This window comes from Desulfitobacterium chlororespirans DSM 11544, from assembly GCF_900143285.1.
In the GTDB taxonomy this organism is placed as follows: Bacteria; Bacillota; Desulfitobacteriia; order Desulfitobacteriales; family Desulfitobacteriaceae; genus Desulfitobacterium; species Desulfitobacterium chlororespirans.
Genome location: NZ_FRDN01000003.1, coordinates 1 through 18,820, shown reverse-complemented (window position 1 = coordinate 18,820; position 18,820 = coordinate 1). Strand labels below are relative to the sequence as shown.

The window sequence follows — 18,820 nt, the reverse complement described above, 5'->3', positions numbered from 1 at the left end:
GAAAAAACTATAGGGGGATCTAGCATGAAAAAAGAATTGAAATTCCTTAGCCCTAACGGTCATCTTGGTTTTGGTCCGACAAAAGAGAAAAGTTTCTACATTGGAGTTAGTGAAAGTCCGGACTATATCTTATGCGATTCTGGTAGTGACGATATTGGACCTGGTCCTTTAGGTGCCGACATTTGCACAAGCTTAAAATCCACCCAGATCCACGACCTTGAACTGATGCTGGTGGAAGCACGCAGGCTGGGTGTACCAATGTTAATTGGCTCCGCGGGTGACACCGGCACTAATAAACAAGTGGATGCCTATGTTCAAATTATTAAAGATCTTGCTAAAAAGCATAATATACCAAAATTCAAATTGGGATATTTCTATTCAGAAGTTGATAAAAAGTATCTCATGACAAAGCTCGAAAACGGCGAAACTTTGGAAGGCTTAGACGGACGTAGCAATTTGACAAAGAAAGAACTTGAGAAGACCGATCGCATCGTTGCGGTAGCTGGAGTCCATCCTTATATTAAACTGCTTGACATGGGAGCAGACGTTATTATTGGTGGACGCTCCAGCGATTGCGTTATTTTTGCAGCTCCTGCCATTCAACAAGGATACCCGGAAAACCTGTCCTATTACTTAGGTAAAGTCCTTGAATGCGCGTCTTTCTGTGCAGAACCTTACGGCGGTAAGGAATCAGTAATGGGTATTATCAGTCACGAAGATGTAAAAGTCAAAGCGATGCATCCAGATCAAATGTGCACTGTGGCATCCGTTGCCGGCCATGCTATGTATGAAAGAACCAATCCTTACTTTGAGTATGTTGCCGGTGGCATGATGGATATGAGCCAATGTGTTTACGAACAATACGATGAGAAGACCTGCCGCATTACCAATCCTAAATTTCTACCTATTGAAGGTAAAGTCAAGGTTAAGCTGGAGGGAGCTGGAAGAGTAGGCTCCCGCTTTATCGGCATTGCCGGAATCCGTGACCCCTATTCCGTGCAAAATGTGGATCAAATGATTGAATGGGCTAAGAGTCAAGTCGTAGAACGGTTCGGAGAAAACGGCTATGAGCTCCATTATCATGTCTATGGTAAGAATGGAGTTATGGGTGATCTGGAACCCATTAAGGAAATCAAGTCTCATGAACTTTGTGTAATTGTTCAAGGTGTTGCCCCTACTAAAGAGATGGCTGAAGAAGTAGCAATGCTGGGCTGTCGTCAATTATTCTACGCGCGCCTACCGGAAGTTAAGGGAACAGCAGGCTCTGTAGCGTTTATCCTGGATGAAGTCGTACAAGCAACAGATGCTTATACATGGACCATGGATCACACTGTACCTGTGGATGATCCTATGGAACTCTTCAAAGTCAATATGATCGACGTAGAATAATCAAAATTAGAAGGGGAGATTTAAACATGGCAACAAGAAAACTTTCTGAGTTGGCTAAGACCATCCGTAGCAAAAATGCAGGTACTGACAGAATTACCTTTGATATCATTTTTAGAGAAAAAGAAAACTACGACTTAGTCAGAAAGAGTGGTGCTCTCACACGGGAAACTGTGAAAGAGCTATTTGGCCTGACAGACAGTGATATCGCTGATTTCGTGGAATTTGATCCTGCTTATGCTATTAAATTCACCATCAATAGAAAAAAACCCAGTGGAAGTGCCGGCGACAGCGATGTGTTCGGCAGCCAGCAATATCCTCCTTTACTGGATATCGAAATCTCAGTTTAACGATTCACTCAAGGTATTCCTTATCCTGGCCCCCTCCAAAGAGAGGGAGCCAGGGGAATAAAAATAAGATGAGGTGAAATTATGGGAGAAAAGGAAATGGGCCCAAAGCCAGAAAGAAAAACGTCAAAACTGCTACAAATTATTATACCTATTGTCATCGGTTTAATCATCGCGTTTATTATTCCCAATCCCGAGGGATTACCAACTAATGCCTGGTATTATTTTGCTGCTTTTGTGACAATTATCTTAAGCGTTGCTTTGGAAGCTCTCCCTATGGGAGCCATCGGCTTAATTGGAATCTCCTTTATAGCTATCTTTAACCTTCTTGGTAAAAGTGGTAAAGACACGTTAAGTTGGGCTATATCCGGTTTTTCTAACAGTGTAGTCTGGTTGGTTTTTGCGGCCATGATCTTTGCTGTAGCGCTGAAGGACACCGGTATTGGACGTCGGATTGCACTTTTCTTCATCAAAATTTTAGGTAAAACCTCATTGGGTTTAGGCTATGCAGTCACCCTTGCCGACTTCTGCCTTGGGCCATTTATGCCATCGAACACAGCCCGCAGCTTCGGCACCATGTACCCAATCACCAGAGCTACAGCAGAAGCCTTGGACTCTCACCCTGGTGAATCAGCGGGAAAAATCGGTTCATTCCTTCTCTTTACATCCTTTACAGCCACCTTCATCTCTAGCTCTACTTTCTTGACTGCCGCAGCCATGACGGTTCTTGGGATTGAATATATTGCTGCAGCTACCGGGTTTACTCCGATTTCCTGGATGGGTTACCTTGTGGGCTTCATTCCCCAGGCCTTAATTCTATTAGCTACGACTCCGTTAATTGCTTATAAGTTCTTCCCGCCTGAAATCAAGAAGTTCCCTCAAGCTCCAAATTGGGCGGCAGAACAGCTAAAAGAAATGGGGAAATTCTCAAAAAAAGAAATCACTACACTCATAATCTTTTTGTTCGCACTTATCGCGTGGATCAGCCTGGACGACATATTTCCTCCGGCTATGGTAGCCATTATGGCAGTTTCGGCAATGCTCTTAACCAAGGTTATTACTTGGGAACAGGTTATTGAAGAAAAGTCAGCCTGGAATATTGTCATGGTGCTGGGGACATTGATTACTTTAGCTAACGGTTTAAAAGATGTGGGATTCCTGGAATGGGTTTCTCAGGCTTCAGCAGCTTATTTGGTCGGATTAGCTTTATCTCCGGTTGTGATCATGATTCTACTGGCCTTGATCGACTTCTTACTTCACTACCTCTATGTAAGTATCACTGCCCATGTCACTACCTTAATGCCTCTATGGCTGGCTGTGGTCTCTGCTATTCCCGGCTTCCCTGTACAGCTGTTCGGAATGTTATTAATTCACACTAAAGAAGGTTTCGGAGCCTTGACGCCTTACGGTGCTGGTCACGGGGTCGGTTTCCTTCTCAGCGGCTACTTCCCTGATCACAAAAAGTTCTGGAAAGCTGAAAGTTTCTGGGCCTATACTTATTTTGCCTTGATGGTAGTCAGTATCCCATATTGGCTCTGGCTGTATGGTTGGATGTAAATATGAGTGTCAGTTCCAATATAATTGAAAAATAGAAAGAAAGCTTCTCGATAATTTCCATTATCGAGAAGCATTTTCACTTTGTAATATTATCGTGTTTAGTGGAGGGGCAGTGATAAATCCAGATATTGCAGGTATCTATAAGCGAAAGGAATGATCTCATGGAGAAGAAAAAGATGTCTCTTACCCTGAAAATATTTATTGGTATGACCTTAGGTATATTTATGGGTTGGTTTTTTGGGGACAAGGTTAGTTCTATAAAAGTTATTGGTGATATTTTTCTGCGACTCATTCAAATGGCTATCATTCCTTTAATCTTCACCGGAGTGTCATGTGCTATCGGCGGGTTAGGTGGAGATATGAAAAAGCTCGGTCGTTTAGGATACAAGCTGTTGATTTTCTATGTAGGAACCACAATTATCGCCATTGTCATTGGTGTGGGGATCGGTAATATGTTTCAGCCAGGAACAGGTATTACTCCTCCAACCGATCTCCTTTCTTCACCTGTAAGTGAAGTATCTGCACCTTCTGTTTCAGAGGTTATTCTGAAAATGGTACCTAAAAATCCTGTAGATGCCATGGCTCGCCAAGATATGTTTCAGATTGTGATTTTTTCTGCCTTTTTTGGTCTGGCTTTATCCATGTTGGGGGATGCTGGAACTCGGATTTTATCAACGTTTAGCGTCATCAACTCTGCAGCAATTCAGATGATCACCATCATTATGAAAATGGCCCCTTACGCTGTATTTGCTTTGATGACCTGGGTAACAGGAACTGTGGGGATCGAGGTTTTGATTCCTTTGGCTAAATATCTCGTTACTTTGATCATTGCTCTCATTTTACAGACATTTTTTGTTTGCGGAATCGTAGTATGGGGTATCGCCCGAGTAAGTCCCGTCCAATTCTATCGAAGAAGCCTGAATGCGATGATCGTGGCGTTTACCACATGTTCATCAGCGGCCAGTTTACCTATATCTATTGAGACAGCCCAGAGGAACCTCGGTGTCGGTAAAACTGTAAGTCAGTTCGCATTACCGCTGGGGGCAACGATGAATTCGGATGGAACCGCAATGTTCCACGCTGTGGCCAGTATTATGATCGCTCAGTTTTTCGGTATTGAGTTCGGATTAACACAGCAAATTATGTTGGTTTTCTTTGCTGTACTTATTGGCCTAGGTGGTACTGCAGTGCCCGGAGGTGGGATGGTGACTCTGGCTATTGTCCTCAACGCAGTTGGACTTCCTATTGAGGGAATTGCGTTATTGGCCGGAGTGGACCGGATTGCAGAGATGTTTCGTGCAGTATTGAATGTAACCGACGATCTATCAGGTGCAGTTGCTATTGCCGCTTGGGAAAAGGATTTTGATAAAGAAGTGTTTTATGGGCGAAAGGAAGTCGTTTTGGACTAAAGGTCCAACGATTCCTTAATGGCACGAATAAACTCGGGAGTCGTCCCACAGCATCCGCCAAACCATTTCACCCCCAGACTAGCCATAGCCTGGATATACCGGGCGAATTCCTCGGGCTCCACATCATAGACAGTCCGGTTCTCAATCAATTTTGGCAATCCAGCGTTGGGTTGAACTAAAATAGGTAGTTGGGTGGAAGACACCATGGTTTCCACGATGGGCAGCATTTCACTGGGGCCTAAAGAACAATTGACGCCAACAGCATCAACACCATATTCCTCCAGTGAAGCTACCACTGTCTTGACATCCTTGCCCATTAAGGTTTTTCCTTTTTGCTGGAAAGTAAATGTGCAGATAACTGGTAGGGAAGAATGATCCTTAGCGGCTCTAATAGCTGCGTGCGCTTCCGTTAGATCAAAAAAGGTCTCGATTAATATCAGATCGACATTTCCGGTTAAGGTCGCTGCTTTGATTTGACGGCTATATAAGTCATATACCTCTTCAAAAGATAAATCCCCTAAAGGTTCAACAAGTTCACCGGTCGGTCCCATATCCAAGGCAACCAAATTCTTGTCTGCCGCCTTGCGGGCAATGGCAACAGCCGACTGAACGACTTCCTCTACGCTATATCCAGTTCCGTTTAGTTTTGTTTCAATAGCTCCAAAAGTATTGGTAGTGACTATGGTGCTGCCGGCCTTGATGTATTGCCTATGGATTTCTTCAATAATCTCCGGCCTTGTTATATTCAATACTTCCGGAGGTTGACCGGGGTTAAGGTCGTACTTTTGCAGCATGGTGCCCATGGCCCCATCAAAAATGATATAAGATTCTTTATTAAGTATCATGAAAAAACCTCCAAGTAAAGTATTGAGGGAATAATAGTGCTCATTGCTTTCTGACTTAATAGCCTATCCCTTATAGTTTTATATAATAAAGAAAGTAGTTCAGATTCGCAAGTAAACCTTGAGCGATTGAAATAGAATCAGCCATATCCAATTGTGCATTGACAATCAGCAAAATAGTCTATAAATTCAGAATATGGTATATACAATTTTGACAAGATATCAAATCCATAAAGGGAGGTAAAAATGTGATAAATATCAGTAAATATAAAGATATCATCATTACTCATGGTGTCTGCAGTGGTATCGGCACCAAGATGAATGTCTATATTTACTTAGTGGATGGGCTGCTCTTTGATACAGGACCATCCGCCTTGCAAAAGGACACAAGGGAATTTTTCAACAGGCAAGTCATTGAGAAAGTCGCTCTTACCCATGTTCATGAAGATCATTCCGGCCTGGCCCATTGGTTACAAAAGAATAAGCGAGTACCCATCTATCTGCACCCTGAGGCCATTAAGGTTGCGGAGAGAAAGGGAAAATACCGGTTATATCGTCGCTTTATCTGGGGAGGCCGGGAACCCTTCGATCCTCAAGCCATGCCAGAGGTGATTCGAACGGAGCGATATGTCTTCAACGCCATTGATACACCCGGCCATACGGAGTTCCATCATGTATTCCATGAGAAGGACCAAGGATGGCTTATTACAGGAGATCTGTATGTGGGTCGTAAATTGCTCTTAGCCTTTTACGAAGAAAATATGATTCAGATGATCGCTAGCCTGGAAAAAGTGCTGCAGCTTGATTTTGATACGATATTATGTTCTCATGCCGGTGTTGTTCCCAAAGGCAAGGAAAAAATGAGGCAGAAGTTGGATTTCCTTACAGAATTGCAGGGTAAGGTGAGGGAATTGAGGGCTAAAGGTCTTACCGATGGCGAGATAGATAAAATAATATATCCCCAAAAACGGGCTGTCAAAACCATCTCCGGGGGAGAATGGTCATCTTACAATATCATTCATACTATTTAAGAGTACTATAAATAAGCTGGACCTTCACGCTCTCTTTACACATAGTTCTTACGCTAGTATTAGGCAAATACCACCAGTTGGCTCACTTCTTTCGATGAATGTCTTTCCTAAACAATAAGATGCTGTGATTTTTTGCTAAATATCTTGTTTTTACAGGGGGGATTCGTTAGAATTAGGTTTTGAAAGATTGGATTTTTTTACCTGACATAGACTTTGTTTTATAAGTGGACAAGGTTTTTAATTTTCTGGTGCGAGTGATGGCGTTAGTACCCGTGGGTAAGGAGTGAGAAATTAGTGAAGGTATTTCAGCGCTTGAAAATCTTTTTCGGTCTAAATGCGAGAGATGAAATAGGTTATTATATAGAGAATAATTACAGATTTAATCCCTTATTTGAAGCTATAACAGAGCTGCCCAATAGATTCTACTTTGAAGAGAAAGTGAATCAACTTATAACCAAGAATGAGGATCCAGGTAAAACATTTGCTCTCCTCTACATGGATATTGATAATTTCAAGAATATCAATGATTCTTTAGGACATTCGTCAGGGGACGTACTTATACAATATATCGGAGAGATACTTAAGAGACAAGTCAATGAGCCAAGAAATGTTTCCACAATAGCATGATGTAAACAATTGCAGGTTGCTCGAGATGAGGCAGCCTGCTGCTCTATTAATCATGATAATAGGTGAGATTTGCGTCAAAACAAGGGGAAGATAGAATCAATATTAAGCTAAAAATGAAGAAAGAAACAAATTCACCATGGAGCCGTGATATTTCCATAATGTACATGTAGATCTTGGCTCACGAATCATGTTAATCTGCTTATAGTAATTCTAAATTTTGATCCGATTCAAATCCAATTCTGAATGATCATATATTTTTCATCAGGAGAAGAATCACCATGTAATGGAGGTGAGGTCGTGTGAAGAGGGTTATCCTTTTGTTAGCATTAGTTCTAGCAATGGTGAGCTCGATTACGGCAGGGACCCTTGCATCTTATACTGTGGCTATTGACAATCTGGCTGGAGGCAATGTGGTTGCCAAGGAGTTTATTTTCGTCGGCGAAGGAACGGACACCTTTCAAGAGGGTTTGAAAATAGCACCTTCAGAGATTCTTCAATGGCAATTTAAAGTGAAAAACTATGAAAGACATGTGGTTACTGAGACCGATATGTACTATAAGCTTACTTTTGATATATTTGCCTCCCCTGGCAAAAAGGCTATTGATCCCCTTACAGTAACCGTGAAGGATGGGACGGGGGCTATTCTCAACCAGATGACGGGGGTGGGGACATTTGACCTTCTTGGTACCTTCCCCCTTTCGGAAACAGGTCAAGAGCGAAATGTTTTAGTAGAGATCGCTTGGCCCGATGGAGGTAAATCGGATAAGGATTATGCCGGAAAAGAGTTTGGTACCAGTATCATAGTGAATGCCCAGGCTTCCCAAGTGCCCTTGGACAGCAACCCAAATCCGGAAACTCCTGAAAGTCAGGTAAGTGTGCTTTATGAAACCACTACCCCTTGGCAGAACGGGCAAAGCGGAGAGTATCAATACGAATACAAGGTTACCATTACCAACAATTCCTCTGTATCCATTGAAGATTGGTATATAACCTTCTTTCTTCAAAATGATCGATTGAATAATGCCTGGAATGCCAAGCTAATATCTCGTTCTGATGAAGGAATTTATCGGTTTGAAAATCCAGCCTATAACAATGTGACTATGGATAACATCTTACCTGGGCAAAGCGTGTCTTTTGGAGGCTTGGCCAGTGGAATGGGTACGGAAACACTTCGGAATATTGGTGTTGGTGGTAGTAACACAAGCCTTATCACCAATGTTAATGTTATACACCAGCCTTAATGAATCGAAGGAGGAGGGGATATGAGAGCAAAGGTTATTTTAATTTTAGCACTAACGGTTATGGTTCTTGGTTCCCTAACGGTGAGCACTCTTTCCAATTATAATAGCGTATCCAGTTTCGGAATAAGTATCACGCCATATTAAAAATAAAGCATAACATCATGGAGGTAATAACGAATGAAAAAGGCTCTAAGCATAATCGCGCTAGCTTTAGTGGTATCCACATCCATCATTTCCGGAACTTTGGCTATGTATACTACAGATATTGATGCATTGGCTCAAGGCAGTACAGTGGCTAAGGAGTTTATTCTGACTGAGGGGGGGACAGATACCTTCGTTGAAAATGTCAAGATTGCCCCTTCGGAAACCATGAGCTGGCAGTTTAGCGTCAAAAACTTTGAAGGTGCTGTAGTCAGTGAAACAGCTATGGATTTAGATATTGATGTAAATGTTGTGGCGGCTGACGGTAAAAAAGTTATTGCTCCTTTGGTGTTTACCGTGGAAAATTCTAAAGGAGATGTGGTCGGTACCGTAAATTCTTTAGGTAAAGTGGAACTTAATGACGAGTTTGTTCTTAGTGCCCAGGGGCAGGAAAAGGTCTATACCGTATCCGTCAATTGGCCCAGCGATAATAATGTAGATATTAACTATGCAGGAACCGGCTACGGAACAGCTATTCAAGTCTCTGTAACAGGTACCCAAAAGTAATCTGCTTCACTGAGGTAAATTTAAATAGAAAATGGGTTTCATAGGCAAATAAGCGACAGATTTCTGGAAGCGGAAACATTAGTTTAAACTAGTGTTTCCGCTTTCTGCTCTTTCATTAAGGATAGCTTAAATGTAATACTTCTTTAAAGATGTAGACTAAAGCATTGCTGGGGTTGGGGACTTCAATACCCATAGCCAGCAGTAAGGATAGAATAAAGCCAATCGACAGGAGAAAGATGACTGTAATAAGTTCCCGCCAATATTTTTTTTGAATTAATTCCGGTAATTCGAATAATACCACCCCTAAGAAAACTATGACTAAGAGCAGAATACTCACCCTTTATCCCCCCCGTGTTTGTTTGGGTAATTTTCGAATTTTAGCTAGCAATAATGTGAGGATAGGAAGGAAGACTTCAAAGGGAAGAGCAAAGAAAGGCCATACATCCACAGTGGTATCGATATTTAATAGAGAAGATTCATGAACAATTAAGCTTAAACAGATGCCGATAATTCCTAAGGGGACTACTAGAGGGAGATAAGAGCGTAAGCGAAGGAGCTGAGCTATGCCTAGAACTGTCACATAATAAAAGAGACTGCCCTTGATAAACAGCATAATAATCAAAGCAATGGCATACAGCACCTCTAACCGGGTAAGATAATTGCCGATATCGATTAAGCGAATACTCTCATAAGAAGGAGAAGTCAGGATGCCCACTAAAGAACCCAGCACCGTAGTATTGCGAATAATAGGCAAAAGTAAGAAAAGTGCTCCAAAACAAAAGCCAAATAGGATAGAGTGTTTAATTTGTTTTTTGTTATTGACATTGGGCAGGAAGAACAAGAAAATGACGATTTCCAGATATGGAATGGTGATCATGATATGAACGCCTTGGATAAAATCAAGCATGGGCGTGTCAAAAAGGGGAATAAGGTTTGAGAAATCCATCTCCGGAATAAGTAAAGTCATAGTTGAAAAAGTTATAAACAAAGTAATTACAACAAAGAGTGGATTAACTCGAGCAATAACTTCCAGGCCTAGCCTTACGGCCCAAGCACATACAAAAGTGAACATGAGCAGAACAATCCACATAGGAGTTTCAGGAAGTAGGTACGTTAACAAAAAATCTCCCACATAAACCAGATTATAGATGAGAAGGTTGAAGATAAAGACGATATAGGCTGCAGAGATTAACTTACCGATCAAAGGGCCGTAGACAACATCATGGATCTCCAGCAAGTTGTTTTGTGGGAATTTCTGAGCAAGCCGGATATAGATCAAAACCATAGGCAGACTAAGAATGAACCCGATAATGACGGCAAGCCAATTATCTTGGTTAATGATTTGCGTGGAATAGGGCACTGTTACGAGGCCCCCTGTGACAAAACCGATGACCAAAAAGTTGAGCTGTGAACTCGAAATAATTTCCTTCTCAAGCTTTATCAAAATTCTCTACTCCTTATCTGGTACGGGAGGATAATGTATCCGGCCCGAACGTTCGATGCTGGTGTCTACAGTGACTTCTACAATAACCTCTGGAAAAATTTCATCCCAGTGCTCCCTCATATTTTTCCATTCTTTGAGGTGATCTTTGCGTACGACTTCACCAAAGCCGAAGATATCCGCATTGAGTTCCTGAGCCTTTTTGAATGCTGCCAGAACTTCATCTTGAATAGCTGCGGCCTTATTTCGCTCAATAGCCGCCACCTTTTCTTTTGTTCTTAAATTTTCAGCACAATACTGAGCTGCCAATGCACCTTTTTCTTGAATATAAACCTTTATAACCACCTGGTTATCCAATATCTCCGCACTGACCTTAGTCTTGGAATCAATAATTTCCAGGCTGACTTTACTGCCGCACTCGGGGCACTCCACATCGATAATGCCACTCTTTACTTCATCTCTTGCCCATAATAACCCGCGGGTTTCGTACTTATTTAATTCCCCAACGAGTTTATCGCCTTTGAAAACAGCTGTTCCTTTAACCTGAAGTGATTCGTTGCCTCCTTTACGGATAATTTCAACAAGGGGGGCGGTCGGCGCAGTGGTTGGGCTGATTAGATCAGAAAGAAAGTCATTGAGCTGGCTTGTACTGGTTTGAGAGTTTGGGTCTTGATCATCAAGCAATTTGGAAATATTGATTGCAGGGATCTTATCTATTACAGGCTTAATATTCAAAACATCCCTAGCATTACCTTCCGAGACAACGAGCCAAATATTCAATCTGGTTTCATGATCCCGGGCAAAAAAGTCGAGTTCTTTCTGGATGCCTTCCTCGGCATAGTCTCGCCCGAGAATCAGCACTTGGGTATGAGGAAAATAGAGTTTGCGATTAGATTCATGGGTAAAGTCCCGCAGGATGGAGAAAAGGGTGTCGCCGGTGTTTTGGATATTCCAAAAAGCTTGACTGTCTGGCCCGCCTAAGGAAGACGACTTGAGCGCTTTTGGATTGGCGATCTGGGCTGTGACCTGGATTTGATTCGGCTCCTGGGCCTTATCTATTCCTAAACCCATGACGATGGCTAAAGAATTTAATTCTCGTTGATTCCAACATCCTGTTATATTTAAAATTAACAGGGTGCACATCAAAAAGATAACGATTAAATATTTCCGGCTTTTCATAGATATCTTACTCCATCGATCATTATTGCACGTAAACTATTGATTTGGATTATCCCGGGGGTTCCTGTTTTTGGAGGGGGGTGTTGGTTTTAATCTAAAGGCTTGTCTTTGGGGATCATTCCAGCCAATCAAACGGGGACGGGTGAGCATTGCCCATAAAGGGAACCGAACAATGGTATCTTTTAAATCTATAGGGGTGAGCGGGGCAAAGGGAGAAAAAAAAGGAGTACCGAAGGATCTCAATGATGCCAGGTGGATCATAACTCCGATAAATCCTATCATGATTCCAAAACCACCCATGGCTCCTGCGAGAAGAACCATAATTAGTCTCAAGACGGCTCCTGAATCTGTTTGAGCAGGAACGGTAAAGCTGGCAACTGCTGTTAATGATATGACGATAACCATAGGTTGACTGACAAGTCCGGCTTGGACAGCGGATTCGCCGAGTACCAAGGCACCAACGATACTGACAGCTTGACCCACAGGGCGGGGCAGTCGAATTCCAGCTTCTCTAAGAATTTCGAAGACCGCTCCCATTGATAGGGCTTCAATAACGGCTGGAAAGGGAACATCTTCCTCAGCAGCAGCCATGGTAAACAGCAGGGGAGTAGGAATTAATTCTTGATGAAAGGTGCTCAGGGCGACGAAAATTGCCGGCCCAAAGACAGAAATAAAATAAGATAGAAAACGGATCATTCGCACGATACCTACAAAGTAGGGGCGGGAATAATAATCTTCCGTACTCGCAAAACTTTCGATGAAGAGTACGGGAACGGTCAGCACGAAAGGAGTACCATTGATCAAAAGGGCGGCACGTCCCTCCAAGATTTTTGCTGCGACAGCATCGGGTCTCTCGCTGTTGCCTACTGTGGAAAAGATCGAAAAGGGCGCATCTTCGATAAATTGTTCAATATAGCCTGACTCCAGAATGGCATCAGTATTGATTCGATCAAGTCTGCGTTTGATCTCTTCGATGAGTGAGGGGTTGACTATTCCCTTGATGTAAGCTATGCAAACGACAGTTCTGGTTTCTCTGCCTATTATTGTGGTTTCAAAGGTAAGATTGGGGCTTCGAACATATCGCCTTAACAGAGCAGTATTTGTAAGGAGGCTTTCTGTAAACCCTAAACGAGGGCCCCGAACAACGGTTTCAGTCTTGGGTTCATCGAGGCTTCGATTCTCACCACCATAGGTCCTAATGACTATAGCTTCGTTTATGCCGGAGATGATCAAGACCGTATATCCTTTCAGGCAATTCTCAATGACCTCATTTATTGTGACAGCCGTATGAACTTCATCCATTGAAAGCATTGTTGTTTTAATGTAGTTAATATTAAGGAACTCACGCTCCTCATTTTCGATGAGCCGGTTATCAAACATTAAGGGTTTTATTACACTTTCATTCAGGAAGGTCTTATCGACCATACTGGTTAAGAAGATAAGGGTACCTCTGATTTTTCCCTGAGGACCGAAATCGAATTCACGTAATGCTATGTCATAGCTTGATCCGAGAATGGCTTTGATTTCTTCGAGGTTCTTATACATGTCAGGTGAAAGAGGGGTGGTGGAATATTCTTGGATATCCTTTTCGCCATCAATAGTATTCAGATGCATCAACTTCATGGCTTGGAGTTGTTTTTTTATATATTGAAACATTTCGCATAACCTGCCTAAACTATTCCTGTTCTTCCTATAATGCGCAAATACTGAAATAATAAACGGAAAATACAAACTGGATAGAGCTATAAAAGCATTGAAAAAAGCTGCAGGGATATAATAGTAATCAAAAGAAGGTAAGGAAAGGACGAGACAATGTCCTCCACAAAATACACAAGCCGGCAGCAAATAGAAGATATGCGCAAAAAGATCCAGGTTGAAAAACAGAAGAAGACTGATCTGCATAGTCCCAAAAAGCTTATACAAAGCAGATGGGGACGCAGAAACAGTCTTCTGAAAGTTGTCAGCGGGATCCTTTTTGGTGCTGTGGTTATAGTTTTACTCTTTTCTTTGGTGTCTATTAATGTGGCCAAGAGCAGAGGAGAGATTCCCAATATTTTCGGTTATTATTTGTTTGTGATTGAATCAGGAAGTATGGAACCAACCTTGAAGGTTGGCACAGTTATTATTTCTCGCAGACCTGGAGAGCCAGATAGGTTAGAGGAAAGTGATATCGTAACCTTTCGAACTCGATCAGGTGCCATAGTGACCCATCGCATCATTGAAGTGATCGAGGAAGGAGAGGGGAATATACGCTATCTGACCAAAGGCGATAATCCCAACAACGCCACTGATCAGGAAGCACTTACTCCAGAGCGTGTAATTGGAGTGTTTTTAGCGAGACTGCCTTTATTATAAGGATTTGGCATTATGTGCTTAAGATATAGGTTTTTAATAAAGTGTTTAAATAATGGTTAATCAAATTGGAGGCTAAAAGCCTATGGTGAATTCAGCCATGTCACAAAGAGTCGTCCTGATGGAAAATCTCTCATCTTCTGAATATATATTACGGGAGGGTGAGAGACCACAGCGAGTATTGAAGGATATTAACCTTCAGATCAACAAGGCGGAAATATGGGGAATCATAGGGACATCTGGTTTTGAAATTAAGCTCTTGCTGGAAATCATGGCCAACATTCGACCTTACGAAAGCGGGCGTTGTGTCCTGATAGAACGGGGGATGATGAGGCTTAAACGAGTGATTTTAAAGCATATATTCTATATTGGCAACTCAGATATGCTCTATAACACTATGAATGTATTGGAATTTCTCATGCTCGCCACTGCAAAATGGAAGATGGACGTTGTGGAAAGACAGGAGCAGATTTTTGAGTTGATCATCAAGGTTGGCTTAGGTCATCTTTCCCTTACGCCCATCGGCCTGCTTACTCGAGAGGAGAAGGCTGTGGTTACCCTAGTTGCGGCGGCTTACTCAGATGCCCAAATGATTGTTTTTAACCTTCCCGAATATGAGCTTGACTCAATCCTTATAGAGGTTATTGCTGGTATGTCTGATTTCATCAAAGAACAAGAGAAAACATTAATTGTAGCTACCCCTATCTGTACTTTGATTGAAAAGGCTTGCACCCATATAGCTGTATTGGCGGAGGGACGCTTAATCCATCAAGGTCTTGTCGAGGATTTTCGTTATCAGTATGACAAGGTAGAGATAATCATTAAGGATGAGGACCTCAAGGGAACAAAGGAAGCACTGCGGGGGATTCTTTCCAATCATCAGGTAGTTGCAGAAGATAATCGCTTATTAATTAAGGGGGAAGCTTCTTTGCCCAGTGATTTAGAAATGATATATAAGAAAATTATTGAATCGGGATATATCCCTCAATCCATGGAGAAGAACGGCAAAACAGTAGAATATGCCTTAGAGGAGTTTATGCGGCAGTATGATTTATCAGAATAGCTTTTTTAAGAAGGAGCTTCGCCAAGCCTATACAGAAAATAAGATCAGCACCAACCGGAAAATCGCCTTTGCGCTTTTTCTGGGGCTGATTTCTTTTGCCCTTTATTTTGTTTTTCAGACATTGCAGGAAAGCGTTCTCTCAGATGTAGTCCCTGAGATTATGCAGCCCAGTTATTTCTCCACGTTGTATATCTATATTCATCTTGCTTATTTCTTGTCCGCGGGGTATTACATCATCTACTATGATACCCTTTTCTTCTCTGAAATCAGAAAAAACTCCTGGTATTTAATGATCCATATGGGCTATAATCCGGCAAGGATGTTCTTTTCTAAGCTTTTGGCTTTGGGATATACTGCCTTGTTTGTCTATACTTTGGGCTTTGCAGCTATTATATTGCTCACAGCCCTCTTAAAGTTCCCCTTCATTTTTGCCTATCTCCCATCTCTGTACCTGGTAGGATTTACAGACTTAGTACTTCTCACTATACTATCCATGGTTTTTTCTCTTTACGCCAGAACTATCATCAATGCCCGGTACTGGATTGGAGTGTCGGCTTTTCTTATTCTCTTGCTAAAAATAGTCCTGGGACACTATGATGTTATAAGTAATAGGATAGAGATGCAGAATATTTTTAATCTCTTTGACATGAATACTTCTCTTTATTTTCCTCTTTGGATTGCTATGGTCATTATCTGTGGGTTGGTTTGCCTCTTGCGAGCGGGTAATCTTGCCCGATATTATAATCTATCTGAAGACTTAAGTCTGCTGCCACCGGATGCTTCACTGATTCTTATGAATTCTAAGACGGAGAAGAAAGCGTTTGTTGCCGTCGGTGGAAAGCAGATTGTGGAGCGTAAGCTTATCCATAAAGTGGTTACAGCATTGTTGGCGGCTTTTATTGGCATTGCTTTAGCTATTAATGTATTCATTATTGTCATCAATGCTTCTTCTACAGGTCAAGAAGTAAGTATCCGTGGGGTGATTCCTTTTATTTTTCAATCCAATACTATGGAGCCGGAGATCATGGTGAATGATTTGACCTATTTTCAAAAGATCGATCTACAATACCCTGTGGAGTTAGAGCAGATTATTTTGTTTAAAGATAATAATGTGCTTTATGTAGAAAGGGTCGCGGAAATTCACGGTGACAGATTGGTAGTGGACATTGATAATTACCCACCCATGTCTCAGATCGGAGCCATGCGAAAGACCATTCTTCGGGAGAACATTCACGGAGTGTATAGCGGAAGAAATCGCTGGTTGGGAGCATTGATTCTTTTTGCCAATACGATTATGGGCAGGATACTCTTTTTATTAATACCGGCAATCCTGCTTTTTTATCATGAACAGATTGTCAAGCTGTTAAAACGATAGAACATAAAAACCTGTTGATGCTAAAATACTTAAACTAACTTAAGATTTATCAATTGATAATGTGAAAAACTTAGCGTATAATTAAATGTGAAAAAATTGTGAAATCAATATGACCTATATTAGTGCACAGTTATACAAATAATGATGAGTTGGCCAATAATGAGTCAGCTCACTTTGAGTTTAAAAAAACTTATTAATCTAATATAATTGAAGGGGGATTGGAAATGTCGTTGATTCAGTTGGATGGTTGTGGTTTAGAGGAGTTAATTTATGACATTGGGGAAGGGTGCTTAATCTTTTTTTACAGGAACAATTGCCCTGTCTGTGAAGAAATGGCTCCTGTGTTGGAAGAATTGCAGCCTAAGTACAAAGGCCAATTTGGTTTCTACTATGTGAACATTGATGAGAATAAAGAAGTCATTAACTGTTTTAAATTAGACGAAATTCCGCAGGTACTCTTTTTTAAGGATGGAGAATACCAAGGTAAACTCAGTGGTGAGTTTAATCAAGCTCAAGTCGTAGAAAAGATTCAAGAAAATCTGGTGGATTTGGTCTAATTAATTAAATACTATTTGATGCAATTATTGGAGAGGAGAATTTAGTAAAAGATGAGTAACTCATACGACTTAATTATCATTGGAGGAGGTCCGGCTGGACTTGCGGCAGGAATTTATGGGGGAAGAGCAAAACTCAGAACCTTGATCATTAATAAGGGAACCATTGGAGGTATGGTGGATACCACCCGCGAGATTGTAAATTATCCTGGTTATGTTCATACCAGTGGTCCGGATCTTATGAGTGATTTTAAAAAGCATGCTGAAAGTTTTGGAGTGGAATTTTTAAAAGATGAAGTAGTGAGCACCGAGCTTTTTCAGGATCTTAAAAAAGTTACGACAAAGAAGAAAAAAGAATTCTATGGAAAAGCCGTAATCATCGCGGTCGGAACTCAACCAAGGCTTCTCAATATTCCCGGTGAAAAGGAACTGAGAGGCAGTGGTGTCGCTTACTGTGCCACATGTGATGCGGAATTCTTCCAGGATGAAGACGTGGTTGTAGTAGGTAGCGGTGACCAGGCCATTGAAGAGGGCATGTTCATTACTAAATTTGCTCGTAAGGTTACAGTTATAGTCCTTCATGATGAGGGGATCCTGGACTGCAATAAGGTTAGTGCTGAAAAAGCTTTCCAAAATGGGAAGATGGAATTTGTCTGGAATTCTACTCTGGAAGCTGTCCTGGGAGAGGAGAATGTGGAAGGGGTTCAGATTAAAAATCTAAAGACTGGCGGCTCTTCCGTACTTCCATGTCAAGGGGTGTTCTTCTTTGTAGGGATGATCCCAGCTACTGAATTCCTCCAAAATAGTGGAATGGAAATGGATCGCCGAGGCTATATTCCCGTTAACGACCTAATGGAAACAAACCTTCCTGGCATCTATGCGGTGGGAGATAATCGAGTAAAGTACCTCAGGCAGGTGGTCTCAGCTGCAGGCGATGGTGCTACAGCTGCTGTGGCCGCTGAGCGATATATCGAGGAACTGGAAGCATTCCAAAAGAACATCCTCCATAGCGAGAAAAAGGTCTTGCTGGCATTCTTTAATGCTGCCAACACGGCGAGTTTGGAATTTACTGGTCTGATGGAAGAACTGATTCAGGAACATAATGATATGTACAAATTAGTTAAAGTAGATATGGCGACGAAAAGAAGTCTTGCTGAAAAATATGGCGTAACCAATGTTCCCGCCGTTGTGATACTGGATAAAGGCGAGAAAATTAAGGAATTGGAATGCAGCTTGGATAAAGAAATATTGGCGGAACAATTAGGTAAAGAATAAGATCGGGGTCTTAGAACTGTTAAAGGAATAATTCTTTAATGGAAGGGTTGAAATTAAAAAGAGGCACAAGGCTTTTCTGAGGGAAAGTGATCCGCCCCTGTCAAGGTAGACCAGGGAAATAAATAAACAGGGTTATAGAAATAGCTACTGCCAAATGGGTGGTAGCTCTTCTTTTATGCGGCAAACTTTGCCTTGTACTTCAGAATACGTTTGTTCTCGGGAATGGGATAGTGTGCAGGAGAGTCTGTCTCAACTGCAGCAGCCCGAACTTCCATAGGAGCATGGTTGTCGAAGCGTTCCTGAAGCCGTTCATAGTTGTAGAAATGAATGTATTTGTCAATTGAAGCCCGGAGAGAAGCCTCGTCTGTAAACTTATACAAATTGAACATTTCTGCCTTTAGTATGCCCCAGAAGCCCTCGGTAGGACAGTTAT

19 protein-coding genes are annotated in these 18,820 nt (G+C 41.8%); 13 read left to right on the top strand and 6 right to left on the bottom strand.

Annotated elements, in window-relative coordinates; all coding sequences use genetic code 11:
- Window positions 1-24 precede the first annotated feature (24 nt).
- The 4 genes from BUA14_RS00105 to BUA14_RS00090 all read left to right on the top strand — a co-directional run bounded on the left by BUA14_RS00105 (window position 25) and on the right by BUA14_RS00090 (window position 4,699).
- Complete coding sequence (locus tag BUA14_RS00105) at window positions 25-1,389, top strand: acyclic terpene utilization AtuA family protein (RefSeq protein WP_072770719.1); 1,365 nt, start codon at window positions 25-27, stop codon at window positions 1,387-1,389.
- Between the two features lie 26 nt (window positions 1,390-1,415).
- A complete protein-coding gene (locus BUA14_RS00100) occupies window positions 1,416-1,736 on the top strand; it encodes a DUF4387 domain-containing protein (protein WP_072770718.1) in 321 nt (106 codons plus the stop codon).
- A gap of 81 nt (window positions 1,737-1,817) precedes the next feature.
- The gene (locus tag BUA14_RS00095) at window positions 1,818-3,290 is read left to right on the top strand and encodes a DASS family sodium-coupled anion symporter (protein ID WP_072770717.1); all 1,473 of its coding nucleotides are present in this window, start codon (window positions 1,818-1,820) and stop codon (window positions 3,288-3,290) included.
- A 161-nt stretch (window positions 3,291-3,451) separates the two neighbouring features.
- Entirely contained in the window at window positions 3,452-4,699 is a 1,248-nt protein-coding gene (locus tag BUA14_RS00090) for a dicarboxylate/amino acid:cation symporter (RefSeq protein ID WP_072770716.1), read from the top strand.
- Here the strand turns inward: BUA14_RS00090 and BUA14_RS00085 are convergent.
- The gene (locus BUA14_RS00085; RefSeq protein ID WP_072770715.1) at window positions 4,696-5,544 is read right to left on the bottom strand and encodes a homocysteine S-methyltransferase family protein; all 849 of its coding nucleotides are present in this window, start codon (window positions 5,542-5,544) and stop codon (window positions 4,696-4,698) included. The two genes, BUA14_RS00090 and BUA14_RS00085, sit on opposite strands and share 4 nt — an antisense overlap.
- 245 nt (window positions 5,545-5,789) lie before the next feature.
- On the opposite strand from BUA14_RS00085, the gene BUA14_RS00080 reads away from it, so the two are divergent.
- The 4 genes from BUA14_RS00080 to BUA14_RS00065 all read left to right on the top strand — a co-directional run bounded on the left by BUA14_RS00080 (window position 5,790) and on the right by BUA14_RS00065 (window position 9,148).
- Window positions 5,790-6,572, top strand: a complete 783-nt coding sequence (locus BUA14_RS00080; protein ID WP_072770714.1) for an MBL fold metallo-hydrolase — start codon at window positions 5,790-5,792, stop codon at window positions 6,570-6,572.
- A gap of 294 nt (window positions 6,573-6,866) precedes the next feature.
- A complete protein-coding gene (locus BUA14_RS00075; RefSeq protein WP_072770713.1) occupies window positions 6,867-7,199 on the top strand; it encodes a GGDEF domain-containing protein in 333 nt (110 codons plus the stop codon).
- A 299-nt stretch (window positions 7,200-7,498) separates the two neighbouring features.
- Entirely contained in the window at window positions 7,499-8,440 is a 942-nt protein-coding gene (locus BUA14_RS00070) for a cellulose binding domain-containing protein (RefSeq protein ID WP_072770712.1), read from the top strand.
- 177 nt (window positions 8,441-8,617) lie between these two features.
- Window positions 8,618-9,148 (top strand): hypothetical protein, encoded by a 531-nt coding sequence (locus BUA14_RS00065; RefSeq protein WP_072770711.1) that lies wholly within the window; start codon window positions 8,618-8,620, stop codon window positions 9,146-9,148.
- Window positions 9,149-9,263: 115 nt separating this feature from the next.
- Here BUA14_RS00065 and BUA14_RS00060 read toward each other — a convergent pair whose 3' ends face one another.
- From BUA14_RS00060 to BUA14_RS00045, 4 genes are read right to left on the bottom strand one after another with little or no spacing between them, the layout of a single operon-like run.
- A complete protein-coding gene (locus BUA14_RS00060) occupies window positions 9,264-9,485 on the bottom strand; it encodes a hypothetical protein (protein ID WP_072770710.1) in 222 nt (73 codons plus the stop codon).
- 3 nt (window positions 9,486-9,488) lie between these two features.
- The gene (locus BUA14_RS00055; protein ID WP_072770709.1) at window positions 9,489-10,592 is read right to left on the bottom strand and encodes a GerAB/ArcD/ProY family transporter; all 1,104 of its coding nucleotides are present in this window, start codon (window positions 10,590-10,592) and stop codon (window positions 9,489-9,491) included.
- A gap of 6 nt (window positions 10,593-10,598) precedes the next feature.
- Complete coding sequence (locus BUA14_RS00050) at window positions 10,599-11,768, bottom strand: Ger(x)C family spore germination protein (RefSeq protein ID WP_072770708.1); 1,170 nt, start codon at window positions 11,766-11,768, stop codon at window positions 10,599-10,601.
- A gap of 36 nt (window positions 11,769-11,804) precedes the next feature.
- Window positions 11,805-13,424, bottom strand: a complete 1,620-nt coding sequence (locus tag BUA14_RS00045; RefSeq protein ID WP_072770707.1) for a spore germination protein — start codon at window positions 13,422-13,424, stop codon at window positions 11,805-11,807.
- Window positions 13,425-13,580: 156 nt separating this feature from the next.
- On the opposite strand from BUA14_RS00045, the gene BUA14_RS00040 reads away from it, so the two are divergent.
- From BUA14_RS00040 to BUA14_RS00020, 5 genes are all read left to right on the top strand, one after another.
- The gene (locus BUA14_RS00040) at window positions 13,581-14,123 is read left to right on the top strand and encodes a signal peptidase I (RefSeq protein ID WP_072770706.1); all 543 of its coding nucleotides are present in this window, start codon (window positions 13,581-13,583) and stop codon (window positions 14,121-14,123) included.
- 82 nt (window positions 14,124-14,205) lie between these two features.
- Window positions 14,206-15,183, top strand: coding sequence for an ATP-binding cassette domain-containing protein (locus BUA14_RS00035; RefSeq protein ID WP_072770705.1), 978 nt, complete (start codon window positions 14,206-14,208; stop codon window positions 15,181-15,183).
- Window positions 15,167-16,558 (top strand): S26 family signal peptidase, encoded by a 1,392-nt coding sequence (locus BUA14_RS00030; RefSeq protein ID WP_072770704.1) that lies wholly within the window; start codon window positions 15,167-15,169, stop codon window positions 16,556-16,558. Before BUA14_RS00035 ends, BUA14_RS00030 begins: the two co-directional genes overlap by 17 nt.
- Window positions 16,559-16,782: 224 nt before the next feature.
- Window positions 16,783-17,115 carry a thioredoxin family protein gene (locus BUA14_RS00025; protein ID WP_015943061.1) on the top strand — a complete coding sequence of 111 codons (333 nt, stop codon included), beginning with the start codon at window positions 16,783-16,785 and terminating at the stop codon, window positions 17,113-17,115.
- Window positions 17,116-17,166: 51 nt separating this feature from the next.
- Window positions 17,167-18,387, top strand: a complete 1,221-nt coding sequence (locus BUA14_RS00020; protein WP_072770703.1) for an FAD-dependent oxidoreductase — start codon at window positions 17,167-17,169, stop codon at window positions 18,385-18,387.
- 173 nt (window positions 18,388-18,560) lie between these two features.
- Here BUA14_RS00020 and BUA14_RS00015 read toward each other — a convergent pair.
- Window positions 18,561-18,820, bottom strand: a 260-nt coding sequence (locus BUA14_RS00015) for an IS3 family transposase (RefSeq protein ID WP_143153399.1), incomplete at its 5' end; no start/stop codon positions are given.